This is a genomic window from Agarivorans sp. MS3-6, from assembly GCF_054112545.1.
The window spans coordinates 3,892,858-3,916,619 of the sequence record NZ_CM134202.1; the positions used below are offsets into that span (position 1 = coordinate 3,892,858).

General features: G+C 45.8%; 7 protein-coding genes. 4 read left to right on the forward strand and 3 right to left on the reverse strand.

All coding sequences use genetic code 11. From position 1 onward, the window contains the following. Positions 1-4: 4 nt before the first annotated feature. The 3 genes from ACVFI8_RS17995 to ACVFI8_RS18005 form a co-directional block, all read right to left on the reverse strand. A complete protein-coding gene (locus tag ACVFI8_RS17995) occupies positions 5-712 on the reverse strand; it encodes a hypothetical protein (protein WP_457872163.1) in 708 nt (235 codons plus the stop codon). A 1-nt stretch (position 713) separates the two neighbouring features. Continuing rightward, on the reverse strand, positions 714-3,866 hold the full coding sequence (gene putA, locus ACVFI8_RS18000; protein WP_457872164.1) for a bifunctional proline dehydrogenase/L-glutamate gamma-semialdehyde dehydrogenase PutA: 3,153 nt from the start codon (positions 3,864-3,866) through the stop codon (positions 714-716). A 262-nt stretch (positions 3,867-4,128) separates the two neighbouring features. Further along, positions 4,129-4,896: a helix-turn-helix domain-containing protein gene (locus ACVFI8_RS18005; protein WP_457872165.1), complete on the reverse strand. Its 768-nt coding sequence runs from the start codon at positions 4,894-4,896 to the stop codon at positions 4,129-4,131. Between the two features lie 247 nt (positions 4,897-5,143). Here ACVFI8_RS18005 and ACVFI8_RS18010 point away from each other — a divergent pair, with 247 nt between their 5' ends. Genes ACVFI8_RS18010 through ACVFI8_RS18025 form a run of 4 tightly spaced genes read left to right on the forward strand, consistent with a single transcriptional unit; the run spans position 5,144 to position 23,607 of the window. Next, a complete protein-coding gene (locus tag ACVFI8_RS18010) occupies positions 5,144-6,796 on the forward strand; it encodes an ABC transporter transmembrane domain-containing protein (RefSeq protein ID WP_457872166.1) in 1,653 nt (550 codons plus the stop codon). A 1-nt stretch (position 6,797) separates the two neighbouring features. After that, on the forward strand, positions 6,798-8,837 hold the full coding sequence (locus tag ACVFI8_RS18015; RefSeq protein WP_457872167.1) for an ATP-binding cassette domain-containing protein: 2,040 nt from the start codon (positions 6,798-6,800) through the stop codon (positions 8,835-8,837). A gap of 4 nt (positions 8,838-8,841) precedes the next feature. Further along, positions 8,842-10,167: an HlyD family type I secretion periplasmic adaptor subunit gene (locus ACVFI8_RS18020; protein WP_457872168.1), complete on the forward strand. Its 1,326-nt coding sequence runs from the start codon at positions 8,842-8,844 to the stop codon at positions 10,165-10,167. A 12-nt stretch (positions 10,168-10,179) separates the two neighbouring features. After that, positions 10,180-23,607, forward strand: a complete 13,428-nt coding sequence (locus ACVFI8_RS18025) for a VCBS domain-containing protein (RefSeq protein ID WP_457872169.1) — start codon at positions 10,180-10,182, stop codon at positions 23,605-23,607. The last annotated feature ends 155 nt before the right edge of the window (positions 23,608-23,762 follow it).

Genomic DNA, 23,762 nt, shown 5'->3' on the forward strand with positions numbered 1-23,762 from the left:
GGTGTTAATCGCCGCTGCCTAGCTCTAGCAGACTAGCGTTACCGCCAACGGCGGTAATATTTATGGTTCGAGTGCGTTCAGTAATAAACCGCAAACAAAATGTCGCTTCACTCAAATGAGCAAAATTGAGTAAATCGGTTTCGTATACTAGCTGAGCTAGTTGTCCATCTCGCTCGGCCAATAACTGGTTATAGTGCTGGCAAGTTGCTTGGCTAGCCGCCAATGCAATGCCTGCAAGTTGGGGCTGCATGGCTAGTTGCTCACTGGCGTCAGCATCCAATTGGATAGCCACTCGGTCAGGGCAGCCTGCTCTTAACAGCTCACAGAGCAATATATCGAGGTCGGCCTTGGCACTTGGCGCAACACTGCAAATAATGGTATTGCCTGCCACTAGTGCGGCACTTATTAGCCCTGCAATGGCTACCGTATTTGCGGTTTCATCGGCGTGTATTAAAAAGCTACCTCGTCCAACACAATACAGCTCGTTAGTCTCGCCCGTTGGCCCTTGCAGTTGATGCTGCTTAGCGATAATCCTTGATGCTTGTTGGCATTGAAAGCGGATCATACTGGCACTTGCTGCAAAGTGCTCTGCGCGTTTTACTATTCGTTGTGCCCATCGTTCAAGAAGTTGGGCTCGTTGCGTAACACTTTGCTGCTGCCAATCTTCTAATAAGGAAAGGCTTTGGCTTAGTACTTCCATTGGCATAGTCATTTTATTGCACCTCGCTGGCTAGTTTTGGGGTGACGACAGCAATGGCGAAGCGATATAAATAATGGGGCCCGCCTGCTTTAGGGCCTGTGCCTGAAAGGCCTTGTCCACCAAAGGGTTGTACGCCAACTACCGCACCTACCTGGTCACGATTGATGTAGCAATTACCGACACGAGCACGCCGCTCAATGTGTTGATAAGTGCTTTCATTACGACTATGCACGCCTAAGGTTAACCCAAATCCACTTTGATTAATTTGATCAATCACCCTATCAAGTTGATTTGCTTGGTATTTAATCACATGAAGGATGGGGCCAAAGTGTTCTTGGTCGAGTTGCTCAATGCTGTTTATCTCAAATGCACTGGGTGCCACATAGGTTCCGCTGTTACATGAGGGCGATAACTCCACTTGATAAATCGGCTGGGCATGCTGTTGTAACCATTCGACATGGGCCAGTAATTTTTGCTGGGCGGCTAAATCAATCACTGGGCCAACATCAGTACTCAAACGTTCAGGGTTACCAATGCTTAGCTCTGCCATTGCGCCTTGAATAAGCTGCAGTATTCGCTCGGCAATATCTTGTTGTACATACAACACTCTTAAGGCTGAGCAACGCTGACCCGCTGATGCAAACGCTGAGCGAATAACATCTCGGACTACCTGCTCGGGTAGCGCGGTGCTATCAACTATCATGGCATTCTGCCCACCAGTTTCGGCAATAAATGGCACTGGCATAGCATCGCGTTTGGCTAGCAAACGATTTATTTTTTGCGCTGTAGGGGTAGATCCAGTAAAGGCCACACCAGCAATCCGAGGATCTGCGCTTAAGGCTTCGCCGAGCTGCGCTCCGCTGCCTAATACAAGTTGAATAGCATTGCTAGGTAAGCCTGTTTCCAGCAGCAGCTCAATGCAACGTGTGGCAATTAATGAGCTTTGTTCGGCAGGTTTCGCGACTACCGTATTACCGGCAACCAGCGCTGCTGATATTTGGCCAATAAAAATGGCTAAAGGGAAGTTCCATGGGCTAATGCATACAAATACGCCGCGCCCCCTGTATTGGGTCGCTTGAGGGTGGCCGTTAAAACTTAACTGCTCAGTGGCTTGACCAAAATTCGTAATGGCTTGCTGCGAGTAATAACGTAAAAAATCTACAGCTTCACGGATTTCATCAATACTATCTAAAACCGTTTTACCCGCTTCTCGGTGGCATAGGGCAACCAGCTCGTGGCGATGTTGTTCTAGTTTATCGGCCAGTGCTAGCAAGTACGCAGCACGTTGGTTTACGTCGGTATCACGCCAGCTAGGGTAGGCTTGCTCAGCAAAGCTAATGGCTTGTTTAGCTTGCTCGGCGTTAGCCCATTGCACGGTGCCCACCCTGAGTTGAGTATCATAAGGGGCATGGATTTGATGTAGCTCCCCACACTGTGCTTGGCCACCAATAATTGCTTGAGCATGCCAAAGGTGTTGCCCCAAAAATTGACTCACTTGCTGCTCAAAGGGCAGCCATTCGCTTTCAATATCGCTAGCGACACCCATTGAATTAAGGCGCTGTTCGCCGAATAAATGTGGAGGCGTAACAATCCGTGGATTGTGTAGGCAAGGGCGGGTGCGTAATTGATTAACTGGGTGTAGCGTTAAATCAGTCACCGGGCATCGAGCATCAACCAAGCGATGAACAAAGGAGCTATTGGCGCCATTTTCTAATAAACGACGTACTAAGTAAGGCAATAGATCTTGATGACTACCCACTGGTGCGTAAATTCGAATATCGGTATCTAACAACTCTTTTACATGGTGATACAAGGCATCGCCCATACCGTGCAAACGCTGGAATTCGTAATCATTATGGTTAGCCATCGCGGCGATTGCGGCTATGGTTTGCGCATTGTGGCTGGCAAATTGCGGAATGATCAGGCCACGAATGTGTTCACTTAACAGCAAGCGTGCACAAGCCAAATAACTGACGTCAGTGGCTTCTTTTCGAGTATATACAGGGTAGGCGTGGTGGCCATGTTGCTGAGCCAATTTAAGCTCGGTATCCCAGTAAGCGCCTTTTACGAGACGCATTGGAATGATATCGCCTTGTTTTTTTGCTAAGGCCGCTAACCACGCTATAACTGGCAAAGCCCGTTTGGAATAAGCTTGTACCACTAAGCCAAATTTGCCCCAGCCCTTAAGTGCAGAATGCTGATATAACTTAGCAAACAGTTTCAGCGAAATTTCTAAGCGGTCGGCTTCTTCAGCATCAATGGTAATTGCAACATCTTGTTGGCGAGCATGAACTAATAGTGCGAGTAAGGTGTTAAACATTTCATTGATTACCCGCGCTTGATTGGCTGCTTCATAGCGAGGGTGTAAGGCTGACAATTTAATTGATACCGATGGCGCAAGACTTGCGTTAGATGCTTGTGGCTTATCAGTGGCGACTTGGCTAATAGCTTGGTGGTAATCGTTATAATACTTAAGCGCATCTTCAGCGGTAAGTGCCGATTCACCCAGCATATCAAATGAATAGCTAAAGCCTCGGCTGCGTGGTGTCTCGCCATTTTTCAGCGCTTCTTGAATATTGCGACCTAAGACAAATTGATGACCCATTATCTTCATTGCTTGGTGCATCGCTTGGCGAATTACGGGCTCAGAAAATTTGTTGACCAGTCGATTTAGCAACTTACTTGGCTGGCCCGCTTCTGGTTGATCTAAGCTAACCACTTTACCGGTTAGCATTAAGCCCCACGTCGAAGCATTAACAAATAACGAGTCAGAGTTTTTAAGGTGAGACTTCCAATCGGCCACGCTCATTTTGTCACGAATTAAGGCATCTGCCGTGGCGGCATCCGGCACACGCATTAAAGCTTCGGCCAAGCACATTAGTAAGATGCCTTCGCGGGTATCTAAGCTGTATTCCAACAGCAGGGCATCAATCATTTGTACCGCATTTTTGTCGGCTCGCACTCGTTCAATTAGCTGAGTAGCTAAACCCGTAGATTGGCTGAGTTCTGTTTCGCTGGGTTCAGCTAAAGGTAATAACTGATTTAGCCAAGTCGATTCGTCAATGCAATAAAGTGGCGAGATATACCGCCAAAGCTGTTCCTGTGGCTGATCAATAAAGCTAGCTTGCGTCATGAAATGAGCGTCGAGTTGCGGGGTGTTCAGCATGCTATGTCCTCGTTTTTCATCCTCTGCTAGGGGACAGTGGATGTTACGGCTTTGTTATTAAGTGACCGATTGTAGAGTGCTTTACCTTTGGCGTATTTCGAAAAGCTCCGAAGTTTTTTAGAAACTCTCTGCCGATTAACACTTGTTCAAGCAAAGATTTAACAATCGACCGAATAATGACTTAGGTCGCTAAGCTACAGTAAGTGTAGTAAGTAACAGCAGTGAACAGGGGGATACAAATTATTGGTGCAGCTTATGGGTATTAACTGTTATTGCGTTTATAGCGCGCGGGAGACTGACCGAAAAAGGCACTAAAAGCGCTAGTAAAGCTACTTTGACTGGCAAAGCCACAGCTGTCGGAAATTTGCTGTAGGCTCAGCTTTTCCTCGCTAAGTAACTGTTTGGCCAATTCAAAGCGTTTACGTAATACGTATTGGTGAGGGGTTATGCCATTTTGTTGGCCAAATAAACGGTAAAATTGGCTTTCGGCCAAGTAAACTGCACCCGCCAATTGCGCGACACTGATTTTTTGATGCAGGTGCTGATGAATGTAACGATCAATGCTATCCATTTGTAAGCGCAGCGTTCGTTGCGGTTTTGCTTGCGCTTGCGCCAACTGGTTTTGCAGCACACACACCAACGTATGGGCACAGGCTTCACCCAATAGTTGCTCTTGCGGCTGGCTTAGGATCTCATGACACAATGCCCCGATGAGTATTTGAGATTGATTAGTAAGTTGAAAATAAGCTTTTCTTTCAAATAGTTGATTTACTTTATCTTGAAGGCCTTGTTCGGTGTTTAGCGGCAAGTTGACCACTAAAATTTGGTTGCGCCCTAAACCAGTAAAGGCATGCTCGGAGCACGCTGGCACCAGACAGCCTTGGCCTGGGCCCACTAAATTACCTTGGCCTTGAATGTCGAATTCGGTTTGCCCCTGCAGCCCGATCACCACCTGATAGTAGTTGTGACTATGGTGGTGTGATTGGCTAGGTAACGCTAATACTTGAGCTAAGCTGGATGATGGATTCATATCTTTTTGATTAGCAATAACAAATAGATTTAAATGACAATATAACAGTCACGCTTGAAGTCTTGAGCTGGTAGAGAGCTTGTTAATAGTGAATTATTTTACATGGTGTGTCAATTTTGTTAATAAAAGTTTGCAGGGCGTCTGGCTGTCAGTAACAAAAAAAACTCTAAAACAGAAAATATCAGATTATTTGCTAGGCTTATCAATAACTCATGGAGTGATTTATTGACGAAAGGAAGCAAGCTAAATGAGGTATGCCTTAAGCCTACTGTTTCAAAATCGGTCAGCAATTGATGTATTGCTTTCTTCTACCTTTATTAACCTACTTTCTTTAGCCTTACCTTTTGCTATGTTGCAAATTTACGACCGTATTTTGCCTAATCAAGGTTATGGTACTGCGAGTATCTTAATGTTGGGAGTGGCGGTAGCTATTCTGTTGGAGTTGGTATTACGCTATGTTCGTAGTTGGTTGCTAGCTTCTGCCGCGGCTAACTTCGAATTACATACTACTATTTCTGCGGTGAAAGCCTTGTTAGCCGCCAGCTACGGGCCAGTGGCTAAATTAGGCAGAGGTGGCATATTTAATGGCTTGAGCTCGATTGCTGGAATGCGAGACCTCTATTCTGGTCAAGCTGCTTTAGCGGTAATCGATTTTCCTTTTGTTATCATTTTTTTAGCCTTAGTTGCCTATATTGGCGGAACTTTGGTGTTTATACCTATTGCTGTTTGGGGCTTAATTAGCTTGGTTGTTGTGCTGATAGGAAAGCAATTAGCACAAGCAACCGAAGATTTAGCCCTCAGTGAAGCCGAACGCTCTCGTTTATTAATCAATGTGCTTTCTGGTTTAACTACGACTAAAGCTTTGGCTTTGGAAAATGGTATTTCTGCTTATTACCGCGAAATAAATTTCAAGCGTTTACAAAATCAACAGCGGGTAGATTGGTTATCCGCAAAATTACAGGAGCTAATTCAAGGTGCATCGCAAGGCACTACCTTGGTATTGGTATTGCTTGGCTGTTTATTAGTGCTAGACGGAGAGCTTACCACGGGGGGACTGGCAGCATGCTCCATTTTAGCCGGGAGGGCGGTTGCCCCTTTAAGTGCCATTATCAGTTTACGCTCTCGAATGGTAACGGCTAAGTCGGCTATGTCGCAGGTTAAGCAACTTATTGACTTAGAGAACGAGCAGTTTACCGGAGAGCATCATTATCAGCAAAAACTGCCTAGTGGACCAATCGAGTTTTCGAAATTATCGGCGCAGTCCTCTGGGGCTTTGTTAAAAGCATGCCAATTCACCATACCAGCAAAAAGCCTCGTTGCGATTCAATCAAACCCTCTGACTAATGCCAGCTTAATGCTTAGCTTACTGGCGGGGTTTCATCAGGCTAGCGAAGGAGAGCTGAGTATTGCCGGCGTTGAGCTGAGGCTGCATGATAGTGATGAGTATCGACAGTCTGTGGTTTATTTGGCGCCTTGGCCAACCTTGTTTGCCGGTAGTTTACTCGAAAATATGACCCTGTTTAGGCCTGAACTAGAAGCAAAGGCAATGGTGGTGGCAGATGAGCTTGGTTTAAGTGCCGCTATCGCTTTATTGCCAGCAGGTTACCAAACTCGGGTTGGCGATAGTGGTAATCAAATGCTTAATAAAGGCGCCATTAAGTTAATCGCATTAGTCCGAGCGCTCGCTCAACAACCCTCTATTTTGTTACTTGATGAACCGATGTTATCACTAGATGCCGATGCTCAGCAGCGGTTATTGGCGCTGTTGAATAAGGAAAAGCAGGCGATGACCGTACTTATCGCCTCCCATTTTGAGGATGTGAAGCAACACTGTGATGTGCTGGTGAGTATCGATAAAAATGGTGCGGTGAGTGCGGTTGCACAAGCTGGGGGGGCTTAATATGAATAATCAAGTGAATGATTTGAAACCTCTTCTTGTTCAGCTGTTACAGCAGTTGGGTTTATACTCTCAAGCCAACAATGTGGCTGAAGACCCCCGTCAACAACACATAGATGTAGTGGCTTTTGTTGAGTCGCTTAAAAAGTATCACATTGGCTATTCAGTGCATCGGCATATCCCTTCATTGGTCGCTCAAGCCGCTCACCCTTTTGTTCTGATATCTGAGCGACAAGCACCGATGCTGTTGCGTCGTCATGGCGAAGTGTTAGAGCAGTTTGAACAGCAGTGGCAGCCATGTGATTCAAGCATATTAAGTGATGATGTCCATTTAATTATGATTGAACAATTACCGCTGCAAGGTTCGTCGGCTAAAGCTTTTGCCGCGCAACTCAGTAAACGCAGTAAGTGGTATAGGCCGGTATTTTGGCTGAGTTTGTTGTCTAGCCTTACAGGTTTGGCGGTGCCTTTATTTACCATGGCCGTTTACGACAGAGTGATTGGCGGGCAGACCCCCGAAGTATTACCCAGTATCGCGCTGGGAGCAGCATTGGCCTTAAGTATTTTAGTGGCGGCTCGGTTAATTCGCGCCAAAGTGATGTCGTCGGCCAGTAACCGTATGGCTAGAGACCTATCAGAACTCACCTTCCAGCGCTTGTTAAGTATGCCTTTAACGGTGTTATCGCGAGTGGGTATTTCTAATCATATTGCTCGAATGCGCAACGCTGAAAAAGTAAGAACGGTGCTATCGGGGCCTGCGGCAGGAGGGTTAATTGATTTACCGTTTACTATTATAGCCTTGGCAGCGATTACCTTGCTAAGTGGGTGGTTAGTCCTGGTGCCTCTGGTTATGTTGGTGGTGTTTTATTTGGTGATGCGGTTGATGCGGGGGTATATACAAAGTGCTTCTCCTGCGGTATCCAGTGAATACCAAAACGTACTCAACGAATTATCTAAAAACCTATTGCAGTTAAAAGCTGCTGGCCACGTTGATGCTTGGACGACTAAATTTGCGCGACTGTGCCGGGAAAATAGCCGACAAAACTTCCGCTATGCAGCCCGCAATGGACTGATGGCGGCAGTGGCACATGCTTTGAGCTTAAGCACTGCCTTGGTTACCGTTTTTTGTGGCATTTTTTTGGTATTGAACCAAAGCATTTCGGCTGGCGCGTTAATTGCTTGTGTCATGTTAATTTGGCGCATTACTGGCCCCGCACAACTGGCCTTTAGCTCTTCACAAAAGTTCACCTTGTTACAAAACGCTGCCGAACAGTTTGACCGTTTCATGCAGGTTCAAACTGAAAATAGTGCATTGCGGCTAGACGTAGCAGATACCAATAAGCCACCTAGCTTGTCTTTTCAGCATCTTACTCTGCGATATACCGCAGAGATGGAACCCGCTTTGTCAGGTGTGGCGGCTGATATCGAAAGCGGAGAGTTAGTGGCGATAATTGGCCCTAATGGCTGCGGTAAAACCTCTTTGTTGCTATCGGCAATAGGAGTGATTGAAGCACAAGCTGGTTATGTTGCGTTAAACGGTAAGAATATTCGCCAATATGACCCAGAGTTATTACGAAGCTGGGTGGGATTTTGTCCCGCTGAACCTGACTTGTTCCCAGGTACTTTAGCTGAAAACTTAAGAGTGGCGCGAGCTGACGCCAGCGACCAACAACTGATTGATGCTTTGATAGCTGCTGGTGGTCAAGCCTTGTTTGATTCGTTAGATCAGCAACTGGATACGCAGATTGTTGGCGGGGATAGCGCAATGCTATCGGCAGTGGAAGGCAGCTATATCAGTTTAGCTAGATCATTGTTAAAGCAATCCACGTTCTTAGTTATGGACGAACCCTTAGCCAATCGAAACCCTCATGCTAGGCTGCAATTTATTTCTACGTTAAAAGCCTTAAAGGGGAAAGCCACCGTATTATTTAGTAGCCACGACCAAGAGTTAATTAAACTGGCCGATAAAGTCATTATTTTAGATAAAGGTGCTGCGGTATACGTTGGCCCAATCCCTCAACAAAATGCCGAAGCGGAGCAGTAATATTATGGATAAACGTCAATTGGCTAATCGAGTTTGGCCCGAGCATGAATTTACTGACGCAATTGAAGCGCCAACCGAGCGAAAACTGATCCGTCGTATCGGCTTATTTATAGCGTTTTCAGTGTTGGCTGTGCTGCTATGGTCGATTTTTACCACCGTTGAAGAAATTGCTAAAGCAAAAGGTCAAGTGGTCCCCCTCGGGCATAGGCAAGTGATTCAAAGCCAGCTCGGTGGAACATTAGCCTCGGTTAGTGTTGAAGAAGGTGATGTTGTTAAAAAAGGCGATATATTAGCTAATTTTGTGGCTATTGATAGCCAATCATTGGAACAAGAGTTATCCAGTAAGCAAGCTAACTTAGAGCTGAGAATGGAGCGTTACAATGCCTTTGTTGAGCAACGTGCTGCTGATTTCTCTGCTTTTGAAAGCGAATACCCTAAATTACTTAAGCAGCATATTTCGGCTCTAAAACGGATGAACGATGAGCTAGCCGCAACATCAGCGCTCAGTGAATCAGAAATCGCTAAATCTAAAGCGGAGCTAGCTGCGATAGAAAATGAAGTCCCGGCTTTGAAAGACCAAATTTCGGCCTCCCGCAAAACCATCAATATGATGAAGTCTCCTAGTGGTATTCAAGTGGTCTCTAAACTCCAAGTACTTGAAGCGCAACAAAAGTTAGATTCATATGTCCGCGAGCTTAAGTCTTTAGAGGGTAAGGAAGAAGTATTAAGCAAAAATCTCACAAATTTAACTAAGCAACTAGAGCAAAAAAACGCGGCTTTGTTTAATCAAGTGGGCGAAAAACGTGCTGATGCCCAAGCTGAATTATTGGGTATTGAGGCTCGCTTAAGATCTTCAGATTCTCAAGTATCTCAAACTACGGTATTAGCGCCAGTTGATGGCATTGTTCAATCGATACCCACTACGTCTTCAGGCAGTGTTGTTGCCCCTGGTGGGACAGTGGCGGTAATAGTACCCACCACCAAAGAAGCATTAATTGAAGCGAAGCTTTCGCCACGTGACATTGGCTTTGTTAGTGAAGGGCAAACTGCAAGAATCAAAATAGATGCCTTTGATTACAGCCGATACGGTGCTTTAGACGGCGTGGTGCAGAGGATTTCGCCCTCTACTGACACTGATGAGAAAGGCGGTGTTTTTTATAAGGTTAAAATCAGTATTGAGAAGCCCTATTTTAACGATGATCCTGAGCGTTTTGGATTGATTCCGGGTATGACCGGCGAGGTAGATATTGTTACCGGTGATAAGACGGTATTCCAGTATTTGTGGAAACCGGTGTTTACCAACATCACGACAGCCTTTGGCGAACGTTAATCGAGGCAAATTATGACTCAAGACAAGCATGATAAATCATCGCGAAATGCTGATGAGAAGCGCGCTAAAAACAGCGCTGCCAAACCCGCTGACAAAGACAAAGGAATACAAAAAGCCAAGCGTATCGATGAAGATGTAGCAAGGCTTAAGGCAAAAGAGTTACGTGATGTAAAAACAGTAGGCTTAAGTAATCAAGATTTAGTTGCTGATAAATCAACTCATCAGCTATTGGCCGGTGCCGAGCAAGCTGATAGAGATCTTACGCTATTAGATGAGCCGCAAGCTGAAGATGCTCAGCCAGACCATGTTGCTGCCGAGCAACATACTCCCATCGAACAAATTGATGCTGATAATTCAGAACTGTCAGCTGGAGCCGCGCTTGATCTTAAGGCTACTGCTGCAGAACATGCCCTAGGTAGTTCACCCCGCATTGGTCAAGGTGGGGGACTAAAGCCACTTGGCACTAATCAATGGTATTCACCTCATTCTTTCTTAAGCAATAGTGAGCTGGCCTCTAGTCTTCACAACGCTGAGTTCAAGCCTGTGCCTCATCACTTGCAAGCAAGTTTAGCTGTTAAGCAAATTGCTCAAGTCAAGCATTTTCAAAGTGGCGCAGCCCAGCCAATAGCCATGCATGCTGAAGGAAAGCAACAACAAAGTGGAATAGTAAAAGAAGACCAAACTAGCACCGTATCGGGTGAGTTACATATTGCGGGTTTAGGATCTGCAAGCGCTACTTGGTCAGTAGAATCGGGAAGTGGTAAGTACGGTCAGTTAGTGGTTGATCCAGATACAGGTCAATGGCGTTATGTGTTGAATAACTCTTGCGTTGATACCAATGCACTGGCTGAAGGGGAGCACCATACCGAGCAATTTCTCGTATTTGCCACTAACAATAATCATCAGCATGTAAAGATGTTGGTGTCGATTGAAGTTGAAGGCAGTAACGACTTACCGGTGATATCGGGTTTACATCATGCCAGCGTTGCAGAGATGGATAAATTAGCTAAAGTTGACGGGCAGTTGCTGGCGACTGATCCTGACCATAACGAACATTTGCAATGGGCATTGGCTAACCCGCACGGCCAGTTTGGCAGTTTAAGCATCAACGCTACCACTGGAGAGTGGCAATATCTTTTGGATAATAAATCTGCTGCGACCTTAGCCTTAACTGAAGGGCAACAAGTCGTAGAGCATTTTGTTGCAACAGTCACCGATAGCTCTGGTCAAGCAGTGAAACATGACGTTAGCGTATTGGTGACGGGCAGTAATGAGCAGGCCGCGATTAGCGGCAGCTTTAGTGGGATAGTCACAGAAGATAAAAATGTTCAAGCGGGAGAGCTACATTGTGCAGGGCTGCTGCAGATACAAGATCCCGATGCTCAACAAGCGTCATTTATTAGTGAGCAATTACAAGGGCAGTTTGGCCAATTTCAAATAGATACTGATGGCTACTGGACCTACTCAGCCGCCAATTCTTCAGCTGTCATTCAAGGCTTAAAAACCAGTGAGTCTCTCACTGACACTATGTTAGTACATAGCGTGGATGGCACAGAGAAAAAAATCACGATTACGATTAATGGCACCGACGATAAAGCTGTTATTTCAAATGCTCATTTAAGTTCTTCTACAGGCTTGGATAAAGGTGCACCGTCACCAGATGGAGAAACCTACGCCTCTATCACTGAAGATATCAATGTATCCCATGGCAACTTAACTGCTGATGGCGCATTAACTATTACGGATGTAGACAATGGCCAAGCCCAGTTCAGCGCGGAAACCCTGCAAGGCCAGTTTGGTACTCTATCAATCAATGAATTAGGTCACTGGACTTACACTGCGGATAACTCTCAAGCGACTATTCAAGGTCTAAAAACCGGTGAAGCCTTAACTGATACATTATTGGTGCATAGCGTTGACGGTACCGAGCAAAAAATCACCGTCACGATTAACGGTACTGATGATAAAGCCGTTATTGGTGGTACTTCCACTGCTAGCCTGACCGAAGATAAATATGTTCATAGTGGCATCTCATCACAAGAGCTTCGAGTCGATGGCGCATTAACTATTACGGATGTTGACAGTGGTCAAGCGCAGTTCGGCGCTGAAACGCTGCAAGGTCAATTCGGCACACTGACCATCAATAATTTAGGTCATTGGACCTATACCGCCGATAACTCGCAGCCGACTATTCAGGGTTTAAAAACAGGTGAGTCAGTTACCGATACTGTATTTGTTCACTCGGTTGATGGCACAGAGCAAAAAATTACCGTCACGATTAATGGTACTGACGATAAAGCCATTATTGCTGGTACTTCAACAGCCAGTTTAACCGAAGATAAAGACGTTCATAGCGGTGTCTCATCACAAGAGCTTCGAGTCGATGGGTTGCTGACGGTAACCGATCCCGATGCAGGGCAAAGCCAATTTGCGGCCACCTCATTACAAGGGCAGTTTGGTACTCTATCAATCAATGAATTAGGCCATTGGACCTATACCGCCGATAACTCTCAGCCGAGTATTCAAGGGCTTAAAACAGGTGAATCAGTAACTGACACTCTAGTTGTTCACAGCGTTGATGGCACTGAGCAAAAAATCACTGTCACCATTAACGGCACTGACGATAAAGCCATTATTGGTGGCACTTCAACGGCCAATTTAACCGAAGATAAAGACGTTCATGGTGGTCAACTTCGTGTTGATGGTGCGTTGACTATCACTGATGCCGATGCAGGCCAAAACCAATTCGCTGCCACCTCATTACAAGGGCAGTTTGGTACTCTATCAATCAATGAATTAGGCCATTGGACCTATACCGCCGATAACTCTCAGCCGAGTATTCAAGGGCTTAAAACAGGTGAATCAGTAACTGACACTGTGCTTGTACATTCTGTTGATGGCACAGAGCAAAAAATTACAGTCACCATTAATGGTACCGATGACAAAGCCGTGATTGCTGGCACATCAACAGCCAATTTAACCGAAGATAAAGATGTTCACTCTGGCCAACTTCGAATAGATGGCGCACTAACAGTGACTGATGTCGACAACGGTCAAGCCCAATTTTCAGCAGAATCCTTACAAGGCCAATTCGGCACGTTATCGATTAACAATTTAGGCCACTGGACCTATACCGCCGATAACTCTCAGCCGAGTATTCAAGGGCTTAAAACAGGCGAATCTGTCACCGATGCAGTGTTAGTTCACTCGATTGACGGCACAGAGCAAAAAATCACTGTCACTATTAACGGTACTGACGATAAAGCTCAAATCGCAGGCGCTTCAACTGCAAACATCACTGAAGATAAAGACGTTCGTCAGGGGCAACTTCGTGTTGATGGTGCACTCAATGTTACCGATAGTGACAATGGCCAAGCCCAGTTCAGCGCGGAAACTCTGAAAGGTCAGTTTGGTACTCTAACCATCAATGAATTAGGTCATTGGACCTACACCGCCGAAAATTCGCAAGCGACAATTCAAGGGCTGAAAACCGGTGAAGCCTTAACTGACACTCTAGTTGTCCACAGCGTTGATGGCACTGAGCAAAAAATCACTGTCACCATTAACGGTACTGACGATAAAGCCGTGATTGCGGGCACTGCAACGGCCAGCCTCACCGAAGATAAAGACGTTCACTCGGGATTATTAAGGGTTGATGGTGCGTTAACCATTACTGATAGTGATAACGGCCAAGCCCAGTTCAGCGCAGAAACCCTTCAAGGTCAATTCGGTACGCTGACTATCAATAATCTCGGCCATTGGACCTACACCGCGGATAACTCACAAGCCACAATTCAAGGTCTAAAAACGGGTGAGTCGGTAACTGACACGCTGCTGGTTCACTCTGTTGATGGCACTGAACAACAAGTCACCGTCACCATTAACGGTACTGACGATAAAGCCGTGATTGCGGGCTCTGCAACGGCCAGCCTCACCGAAGATAAAGAGGTACATGCGGGACAATTACGCGCTGATGGCGCATTAACAGTAACAGATCTTGATAACGGCCAAGCGCAATTTCAAGCCGAAAGCTTACAAGGTCAGTACGGTACTTTAACGCTGAATAACCTTGGTCATTGGACCTACACCGCGGATAACTCACAAGCCACAATTCAAGGTCTAAAAACGGGTGAGTCGGTAACTGACACGCTGCTGGTTCACTCTGTTGATGGCGCTGAACAACAAGTCACCGTCACCATTAACGGTACTGACGATAAAGCCGTGATTGCGGGCTCTGCAACGGCCAGCCTCACCGAAGATAAAGAGGTACATGCGGGACAATTGCGCGCTGATGGCGCATTAACGGTAACAGATCTTGATAACGGCCAAGCGCAATTTCAAGCCGAAAGCTTACAAGGTCAGTACGGTACATTAACCCTGAATAACCTAGGTCACTGGACTTATATCGCAGATAATTCAAAGCCAACAATTCAAGGCCTTCAATCAGGCGAATCATTAACAGATTCGTTAGTGGTTCATTCGGTTGATGGTACCTCTCAACAAATATCAGTCACTATTAACGGCAGTGATGATAAAGCGGTCATAGCTGGCACTTCAACCGCTAATTTAACCGAAGATAAAGAGGTACATGCGGGACAATTACGCGTTGATGGCGCATTAACAGTAACAGATCTTGATAACGGCCAAGCGCAATTTCAAGCCGAAAGCTTACAAGGTCAGTACGGTACTTTAACGCTGAATAATCTTGGTCATTGGACTTATACCGCAGATAATTCAAAACCGGTTATTCAAGGTCTTCAAACAGGAGAGTCATTAACAGATACGTTAGTGGTTCATTCGGTTGATGGTACGTCACAACAAATATCAATCACAATTAACGGTAGCAATGACAAACCAATTGTAACGGCTTGGACTCAGTTAGCATCAGGAACAGAAGATAAACCTGTTACGATTAAAACCGCGGATTTACTAAAACATGCAACTGATGTAGACGCCACAGATATTCTTCAAGTCGATAATCTACATGCAACTAATGGCCATCTTACTGACAATAAAGATGGTAGTTATACTTTTACACCAGACAAAGACTTTAATGGTGAAGTTCGTTTAACTTATAATGTCATCGATGGGCATGGCGGTAGTGTAGGTACTCAAGCCAAATTTGATCTAGCAGCTGCTCCAGACCAAGCTGTTATTACTGACGCTCAGACAGACGATAACCTAAGAGGTGTGACAGAAGATAGAGGTTATATAGATACTCATTACAAATTACATTATAACGGTCAATTAAATATTCATGATCCTGATGTAGGTCAGGACCACTTTGATCCTAATATAGGCCCGCAAACTTATGAGGGTATCGGATATGACACGAAATTAGGTGGTCATGTAGTGCTAACACCAGATGGTCACTACACCTACACCTTAGATAATCGTAAAGTTCAAAACCTTGCTGAAGGTGAAGTAAAGCAGGACTCGGTCGTAATTCGATCTGCAGATGGCACGGCTCACACTATTGAACTTTCGGTTCATGGTACCAATGATAGGCCGACTATAGCAGCGCAATCACATTCCTTAATAGAAGGCGGTGCCATCCTACATGGGAAAATGGTTGGTCAAGATGTTGACACAGGTGCAGTACTGCAATATTCAGCACCAAAAATTGATGGTCTTATATTTAACTCTGATGGAAGTTATAGCTTCGACCCGAGTAATTCAAGTTATCAGTCATTGTCTGCTGGCACAACGAAAACTCTGACAATACCCGTTACTATCACTGACGAACATAATGCCCATTCCACCCAAAACCTTTCTATTATCATCACCGGAGTAAATAATGCAGCCGTCATTGGTGGCGTTGATACAGGGGATGTAAATGAGGCTACTGCAGGTCGAGATATGTCACCTGATTATGCGCAATCGGGTATGAGTCTTTTGGGGCGCAGCCCGCTTTATGCAAATGGTGCAATGACAATTACTGATCTTGATGCAGGTGAAGAAACCTTTAACTCTCGTGGTCTTGGATATAATTACACCGGTAAATACGGTGATTTAATGTTAAGAGAAGACGGAAGTTGGTCTTATTATGCAGACGCCGGAAACATAGGGATTAAAGGAGGACGTTCTACGTCTAGAGGCACCGAAATTGATCACCTTGGTGATGGTCAAACGCTCACAGACACAATCACTGTATATTCTAAAGATGGTACAGCTCACGATATAGTTATTACTATTCATGGCAGCAATGACCGCCCTTATTGCTCATCAGAAGTGACCCTCAATGTTGGCTCTGAAGATACTCGTCAAACTATCACTGCCGCGCAACTACTATCGAATACTGTTGATGTAGACCGCAATGATGCTGGTTTACTCACTATTGAAAACTTACATGTAGATCACGGCTCTATAGCCATTAATCCTGATGGCAGCTATTTATTCACACCAGAAAAAGACTACAACGGTGCAGTTAAATTTAACTATGACATCAAAGATGGGCATGGCGGTATCACCCATACTCAGGCGAAATTGACCTTAACAGCCTCACAAGATGCAGCAACATTTACCGGTGATAGCACTGGCGATGTACATGAAGGGCATACTTTTACTGCTGTTGATGGAACGGTCAGTAATGGGTCTGTTGGGGATCGCTCTCCAGATCATCAACATGGCAATATTGGCAAACTTTGGAATGATGAAATCCATACCGACGGCCACCTTAATATCAACGATGCTGATAGCGGTGAAGCTCATGCTCAAACGGGTATTTATCATGGTAATTTTGGCCAAGTCATATTACAAACAAATGGCGATTGGAGCTATTACGCTTCAATTGGGCAAGATGCAACGGGCAGAACAATCGATAAGCTCGGTCAGGGGCAAAGTCTAACCGATACAGTAACAATCAAGTCAAGTGATGGCACTCCACACAATATCGTTATCACTATTCATGGTAGTAATGACCGTCCTTATTGCTCGTCAGAAGTACAGTTAAATGCCGGAACAGAAGACACTCGCCAAACCATTACCGTAGCGCAGTTACTTACCAATACTGTTGATGTTGATAACAATGATATCGGCTTGCTCACGATTGAAAATCTACACCCCGATCATGGCTCTATTGCGACTAATTCCGATGGCAGTTTCAGCTTTACCCCTGAAAAAGACTACAACGGCCAAGTGCACTTCACCTATGACGTGAAAGATGGCCATGGCGGCATCACGCATACTAGCGCATCGACCACTCTTTCTGCGGTTAATGATAATCCAGATAATGTACCAGTCATCGATTCTGTAACCGAAGATACTGATAGCCACCATGCAATTAACTTACTCGGGGGGGCCACCGATGTTGATGGCGATGTGTTATCGATTAGCCAGATACAGGCTTCATTTGAAGGCAGCAGCGGAGCACTGCCGCAAGGTGTAACTGTAGCCAGCGATGGCCATTCGCTTATCATTGATAGTCATGCCCAAGTATTTCAGCACCTCGGCGTTGGTGAGAAGGCCGATATCGTGGTGCATTACATGATTGATGATAATCATGGTGGGCAAACGTCCGCTGTCGCCACAATCACTATGGTCGGCGCAGATGATAAAGCCACACTGGCTGCTAACGTTATTCAGATGACTGAAACACAAGCGCTTGATAGCGCGCAACACGGCTATGGTGGCAGGTTACAGTTAGTGGACCCAGATACTGGTGACAATACCCAGTTTGTATTTAGTGGGCAATACATAGGACAAGGGTATGCCCCAGGTGATCTGACTGTTTGGCCTGATGGTTCATACCAATTTAGATTACAAGGCGCATTAAATCGTCACGCTGATGATCTCGTCGCGGGCTTGCACGCTGGCGAGTCGAAACAATTTCCTTATGAAATAAAAACCAGTGACGGTCAAACACTGACCATTATGGTCAAAGTGACCGGCGAAGATAGTAATGCGCAAATCCATGTCTCTATGCCGAATATGTTACCAGCCTCACAACAAGTCACTGAAGAACACTTTGTGCCTGCCAGTGCAACTAACCTCTATGCCGGCGGGCGCTTACAGGTGGTTGATCCAGACCACGACCAATCTTATCTGCAAGCTGAAACTATCAATACCGCACACCACGGCCAGTTCAACATTAGCGCTGATGGAGGCTGGAACTACACCATTGATAATTCCATCGATGAAGTACAAAAGCTAGGCGCTGGGGAATCGTTCACAGAGACCCATACCGTTCATTCTCTCGATGGCACCGCCAGTCAATTACTTACCGTCACAGTTCAAGGCACCAACGATGCACCAGTGGTTTCTGCTGCCGTTAAACTTGCCCCCGGCATTGAAGATACAGATGTTCGATTAAGTAAGTCTGAGCTACTGGCTAATACGACAGATGTTGATCATAACGATATCGGTCAATTGGATGTTGCCAATTTAGTGGCTGATCATGGAACGGTTATCGATAATAAAGACGGTACATTCAGCTTCGTGCCGGAAAAAGACTACAACGGTGCAGTGCAATTTAACTATGACATCAAAGATGCACATGGTGGTATCACCCATACTCAGGCTGGGCTGACCTTAACAGCCTCACAAGATGCCGCAACATTTAGCGGTGATAGCACGGGCGATGTACATGAAGGGCATACTTTTACTGCTGCCGATGGAACAGTCACTAATGGCTCTGTGGGGGACCGCTCGCCCGATCATCAACATGGCAATATTGGCAAGCTTTGGAATGATCAAATCCATACCGACGGCCACCTTAATATCAACGATGCCGATAGCGGTGAAGCTCATGCTCAAACGGGTATTTATCATGGTAATTTTGGCCAAGTCATATTACAAACAAATGGCGATTGGAGCTATTACGCTTCAATAGGCCAAGATGCAACAGGCAGAACAATCGATAAACTCGGTCAGGGGCAAAGCTTAACCGATACAGTCACAATCACGTCAGCGGACGGTACCACTCATGACATTGTGATCACTATCCACGGCGATAATGACCGTCCCTACTGCTCATCTCTGGTAACACTTAATTCAGGGACAGAAGATAAGCAAATAACCCTAACCGCTGCAGATTTACTGGCTAACACCATTGATGTCGATGCCAATGATGCAGGCAAGCTCAGCATTGATAATTTGCATGCAGATCACGGTTCTATTTTGAATCATGCCGATGGCTCCTTCACTTTTACCCCAGAGAAAGACTACAACGGCGCGGTGCACTTTAGCTATGACGTTAAAGATGCACACGGTGGAGTCACCCACACTGGGGCTACTACCAGTTTAGTTGCGATAGACGACCATACGGTATTTGGTGGAATTACAACCGCTTCTGCCAAGGAAGATGTGGACTCCGGGAGGAGTTCTTATGGCTATTTTGGTGGTAACAGTTACTCAATGACTCAGTGGCATCAACTGACGATTACCGACACTGACAGTAAGGTCGATCAGGTTGACATTGAATTTGGCGGGAAAACGGTTAGTTGGCAAGTTGGCACGCCTCTCGATATTCAAACCGACTATGGCAAGTTTGAGCTACAGACTTATGCCTTCGGTAGTCATAAAGGGGAGTTGGTGTGGCTGTATAACGGAGATAATAACAACCCGTCGATTCAAGGTTTAAAAGAAGGAGAATCTTTACACGAAAGTATTACTTTAGTTGCCCCTGATGGCACTCGTCAGTCCTTATCTGTTGAAATTAAAGGCACCGAAGATCACGTTGTCATCGATGCGCCCAATCATCTTGGCGATGTGATTGAGCATCAATCAACAGGCGCACAAGTCAGCGGTCAACTACACGCACATGATACTGACACACATGACTCTGTAAGTTGGACTGTCACCCAAACTGCTGGTAAATATGGTGAGCTTTCAGTTGATACCGATGGTCACTGGCACTACGTGGTAGATGAAGCAAAAGCAGGTGCTTTGGGGCAAGGTGATGAGTGGAGCGAGCATTTCACCATTGAAGCGCTATCAACTGATGGGAGCAAAATCAGTAAAACAGTTTCAGTCGCTGTGCGTGGTAGTAATGATGCACCGACCGTTACAAGTGGCCTAGTACTTAGCCAAGGCAGAGAAGACACACAAGTTGTGCTTACTCAACATGATTTACTCGCTTATGCCAGCGACGTCGACAGTAATGATCGCGGCTGGCTGCGAGCGCATAACTTAACAGCCGATAATGGGACAATCAGCACCAATGCCGATGGCAGCTTCACCTTTACTCCTGACAAAGATTACAACGGGGATGTACAATTTACCTATGATGTGACAGACCGCCACGGTGGCGTTACTGCGACGAGTGCAACAATGAATCTAGCCGCCATTGCTGATGCAGCCACTATTTCAGGGGCTACGCAAGGAGTGGTTTTTGAAGATCATGGTGTGTTTGCAAACAACAATAACAATACGACAATCGAAGTCAGCGGTCACATTTTTGTGAATGATCCCGATGCGGGGGAACAAGGCTTTCGATATGGTACAGGCACTAAAATTGATGACCCCTTTAATGGCCATTTACACATTAGTGAAAATGGCACCTGGGTCTATGACGTTGACAACATTAAGCTGCAACATCTAGCAGCTAATGAAGAGGTTTTAGTTACCCATAGAGTTTATAGCAAAGATGGTACCCCGCAGGATATTGTGATTAAAATTACGGGTACTAATGATAATGCGCTTATAAACGGTAAAGTTAGCGCAGTATCACAAGGTACTCTTACTGAAGATTCAAAAGAGCATACAATTTCAGGAACACTGACATTAACAGATGTCGACACTGGCGAAGATAAGTTTGCCACAATCAGCCAGTTGGCGGGGCAGTATGGTTATCTGTCGATGGATCGTCAAGGCAATTGGTCTTATACCTTAGACAATTCACTCGCTACCACTAATGGCTTGGTTGCGGGGCAAGTTGTGACCGAAAGCTTTACCGTGACTTCACCGGACGGCACAGCAAGTCATACCATCAATGTGCAAATTCATGGCCATGATGACACGCCGAGCTTGAGCGTTAATGAAGGTGGCGCTGCCAAATCTCTGGATTTACTCGGTGGGCTTAGCAGTGGCACTGTGAGCCACATGCAATTTTCGACCGACGGCGTTCATTACACTAATCAGGTACCCGATGGCTTTATGCTAGCCAGCGATGGCCATACCTTGCAGGTCGACCCTGCCCACAATAGCTACAACCATTTAGCCAATGGCATCGCCTTAAAAGTTGACATTAAGTATGAGCTACAACAAGGGGCTGGTCGCAATGCGCTAACATCGCAGCAGCAAGCTCAAGTCGTCGTTACTGGCACCAGCGACCGTCCAATCCTCCATAGTTTTAACTCTCATTCTCAGCAGAACAGCGGCCCCGTTACTGGCAATTTACTGCAGGGGGCTACAGATATTGATGATGGCGCACACTTAGTGCTTCATGATGTGCAATTTCAAGATCCAACCACACACCAATACGTGACGGTTCAAGCAGGGCAAGCTCACAATATTACCGGTGTTGGGCTTATTGCGATTTCAGCCAATGGCGATTATAGCTTTACCCCTAACAGTCAATTTAGTGGGCAAGTACCTAATCTTATCTATCGCGTGACGGACACAAATGGAGATTATGCAGACAATAGTCAAAACAACTTAGATATTCATATAGACCCTTACCAAGCTCCGATCATTATTGCGCCGTTAACGGTAGCACTGGCAAATGATACCGGTAGCTCAGCTACAGATTTAGTCACTCAAGATGGGACGCTCAGCATCTCAGGCCAAACAGCGGGAATGCAGGTAGAGTATTCTATTGACGGCGGCAAAAATTGGAGTACTCAATTTTCGCCAATTGAAGGGGTGAATCAGCTACAAGTAAGACAGACTGACAGCGCAGGGCACGCATCAACAGCCAGCAGTATTGCTTTTACGCTAGACACGCACATAGCAGCGCCACACATCAGCCTTGACCCTATCACTGCTGATGATGTGCTTAATCAGGCAGAAATCAGTGGTAACTTGCCGATTACTGGAACTGTGGGCAGAGACGTTAATGTAGGCGATACTGTTACCCTTAAGCTGGGAACGCTCATATTTAAAGGCGTTGTTGATGCACAACATCGATTCTCAATCGATGTGCCTGCTAGTCAAATGAACGCACACACCGACATCAGTGCAACCGTCACCACAACAGATGCAGCCGGTAATAGCGCTAGTGCGACAGATAATCATCACTACAGCACTGATACCATTGCAAGCATACGGGTTAACCCCATCACTAGCGACAATATCATTGAAGCCAGTGAGCACCACCAAGCGATTGATATCGCTGGCACCGTGTCTGGGGTTGAAGATGGACAAGTGGTTACAGTCTCCATTGGCGGTCATCACTACCAAGCTGTTGTGGCTCATGGCGCCTGGAGTACTTCCTTAACCGCAGTAGAGGTGCAAGCACTGCCGGGAGGCACGGTTGATGTTACCGCCTCGGTTCACGATCTTGCTGGTAACTTAGCATCCATACACAGTCCTTTATTCGTTGGAGATAGTGCTAATCCAGTACCGAGCTTGAGCTTTAAAGCGCCACCGACACCTACAGGCGGTGGCAGTATTGGCTCGCACATATCTGGCGATTTGGTCGTCCCCCCGTTAATACAACAACTCACCCCTAATTTACCCAGCGGAGGTTGGGCAATTACAGATGGTAAGGGTCATACCTCAACCAGCCTACATGGCCAATATGGCACCTTAACTATCGACCCTGATACCGGTCACGTTGATTATGTTTATAGTCAAGCGCCAACCCCAGGCAACAAGGCTGCTGGAGGCAGCCATTGGGCTGGGCAAACTACTTCAGAAGAGCATCATGATGTATTTCAAGTTGTTTATCATGATGCGCATGCGTCAAATGTTGATGTCAAAGTTAATCTAGATGTGACTTATGTTCATGGACATAGCGGTCATAATCAAACGTCTACTCACCTTGTTGCTATGACCGTCACACCTGACACGTCTGTGGCTATGCCACCTGCAGCGGACATGCACGACGCACCTGACGACATAATGACTTTTAGCGCAAGCATCACTGAAGATGAACCTTCATTTGATGAGGCGGTATCGCATATTGGCGGTGCCGATGAAAATACCGTCACTCAGCCGATACATGCTGGTCCGCTTAATCAGTCGGAGGCAAGCTCGCCCATCGACCACTATGTACAAATGGTTGGCATAAGCCATGCTGACATTACACCTGCATCCGAGTCACCATTAACGACAGATTTACCTGATATGGCGGCTACATTGGTTGACCCAGATGCAGACATGTTTGATACCCAGCACGCAGATGCCTTTGAAAATCCGTTGGATGATGATAAATCCGAGCAGCACAATCTTGATGAACATGTGATGCATGATGACAACATGGCTCAGCATGAGGTTAACCAAGACAATGATGATGATTTATTGCATCAAGCATTAAACGATATGCATAATCAGTGGTAAACCCGATTAGCTTTGTGTGTAAAATATACAGCGTAATGTTGACCTTACGCTAATATAATGCAATTTATGCTTTTGTAGTTTAATAATCCGAATCAGCGGTTTTTATTAGGTTTTTCTCTTGGCCTAAATGGCAGCTCATGGCAGAATGCCGCCTT

Coding starts and splice junctions, on each gene's coding strand:
- ACVFI8_RS18015 (WP_457872167.1), top strand. CDS start 6,798: ATGAATAATCAAGTGAATGATTTGAAACCTCTTCTTGTTCAGCTGTTA.
- ACVFI8_RS18010 (WP_457872166.1), top strand. CDS start 5,144: ATGAGGTATGCCTTAAGCCTACTGTTTCAAAATCGGTCAGCAATTGAT.
- ACVFI8_RS18020 (WP_457872168.1), top strand. CDS start 8,842: ATGGATAAACGTCAATTGGCTAATCGAGTTTGGCCCGAGCATGAATTT.
- ACVFI8_RS18005 (WP_457872165.1), bottom strand. CDS start 4,896: ATGAATCCATCATCCAGCTTAGCTCAAGTATTAGCGTTACCTAGCCAA.
- ACVFI8_RS17995 (WP_457872163.1), bottom strand. CDS start 712: ATGACTATGCCAATGGAAGTACTAAGCCAAAGCCTTTCCTTATTAGAA.
- putA (WP_457872164.1), bottom strand. CDS start 3,866: ATGCTGAACACCCCGCAACTCGACGCTCATTTCATGACGCAAGCTAGC.
- ACVFI8_RS18025 (WP_457872169.1), top strand. CDS start 10,180: ATGACTCAAGACAAGCATGATAAATCATCGCGAAATGCTGATGAGAAG.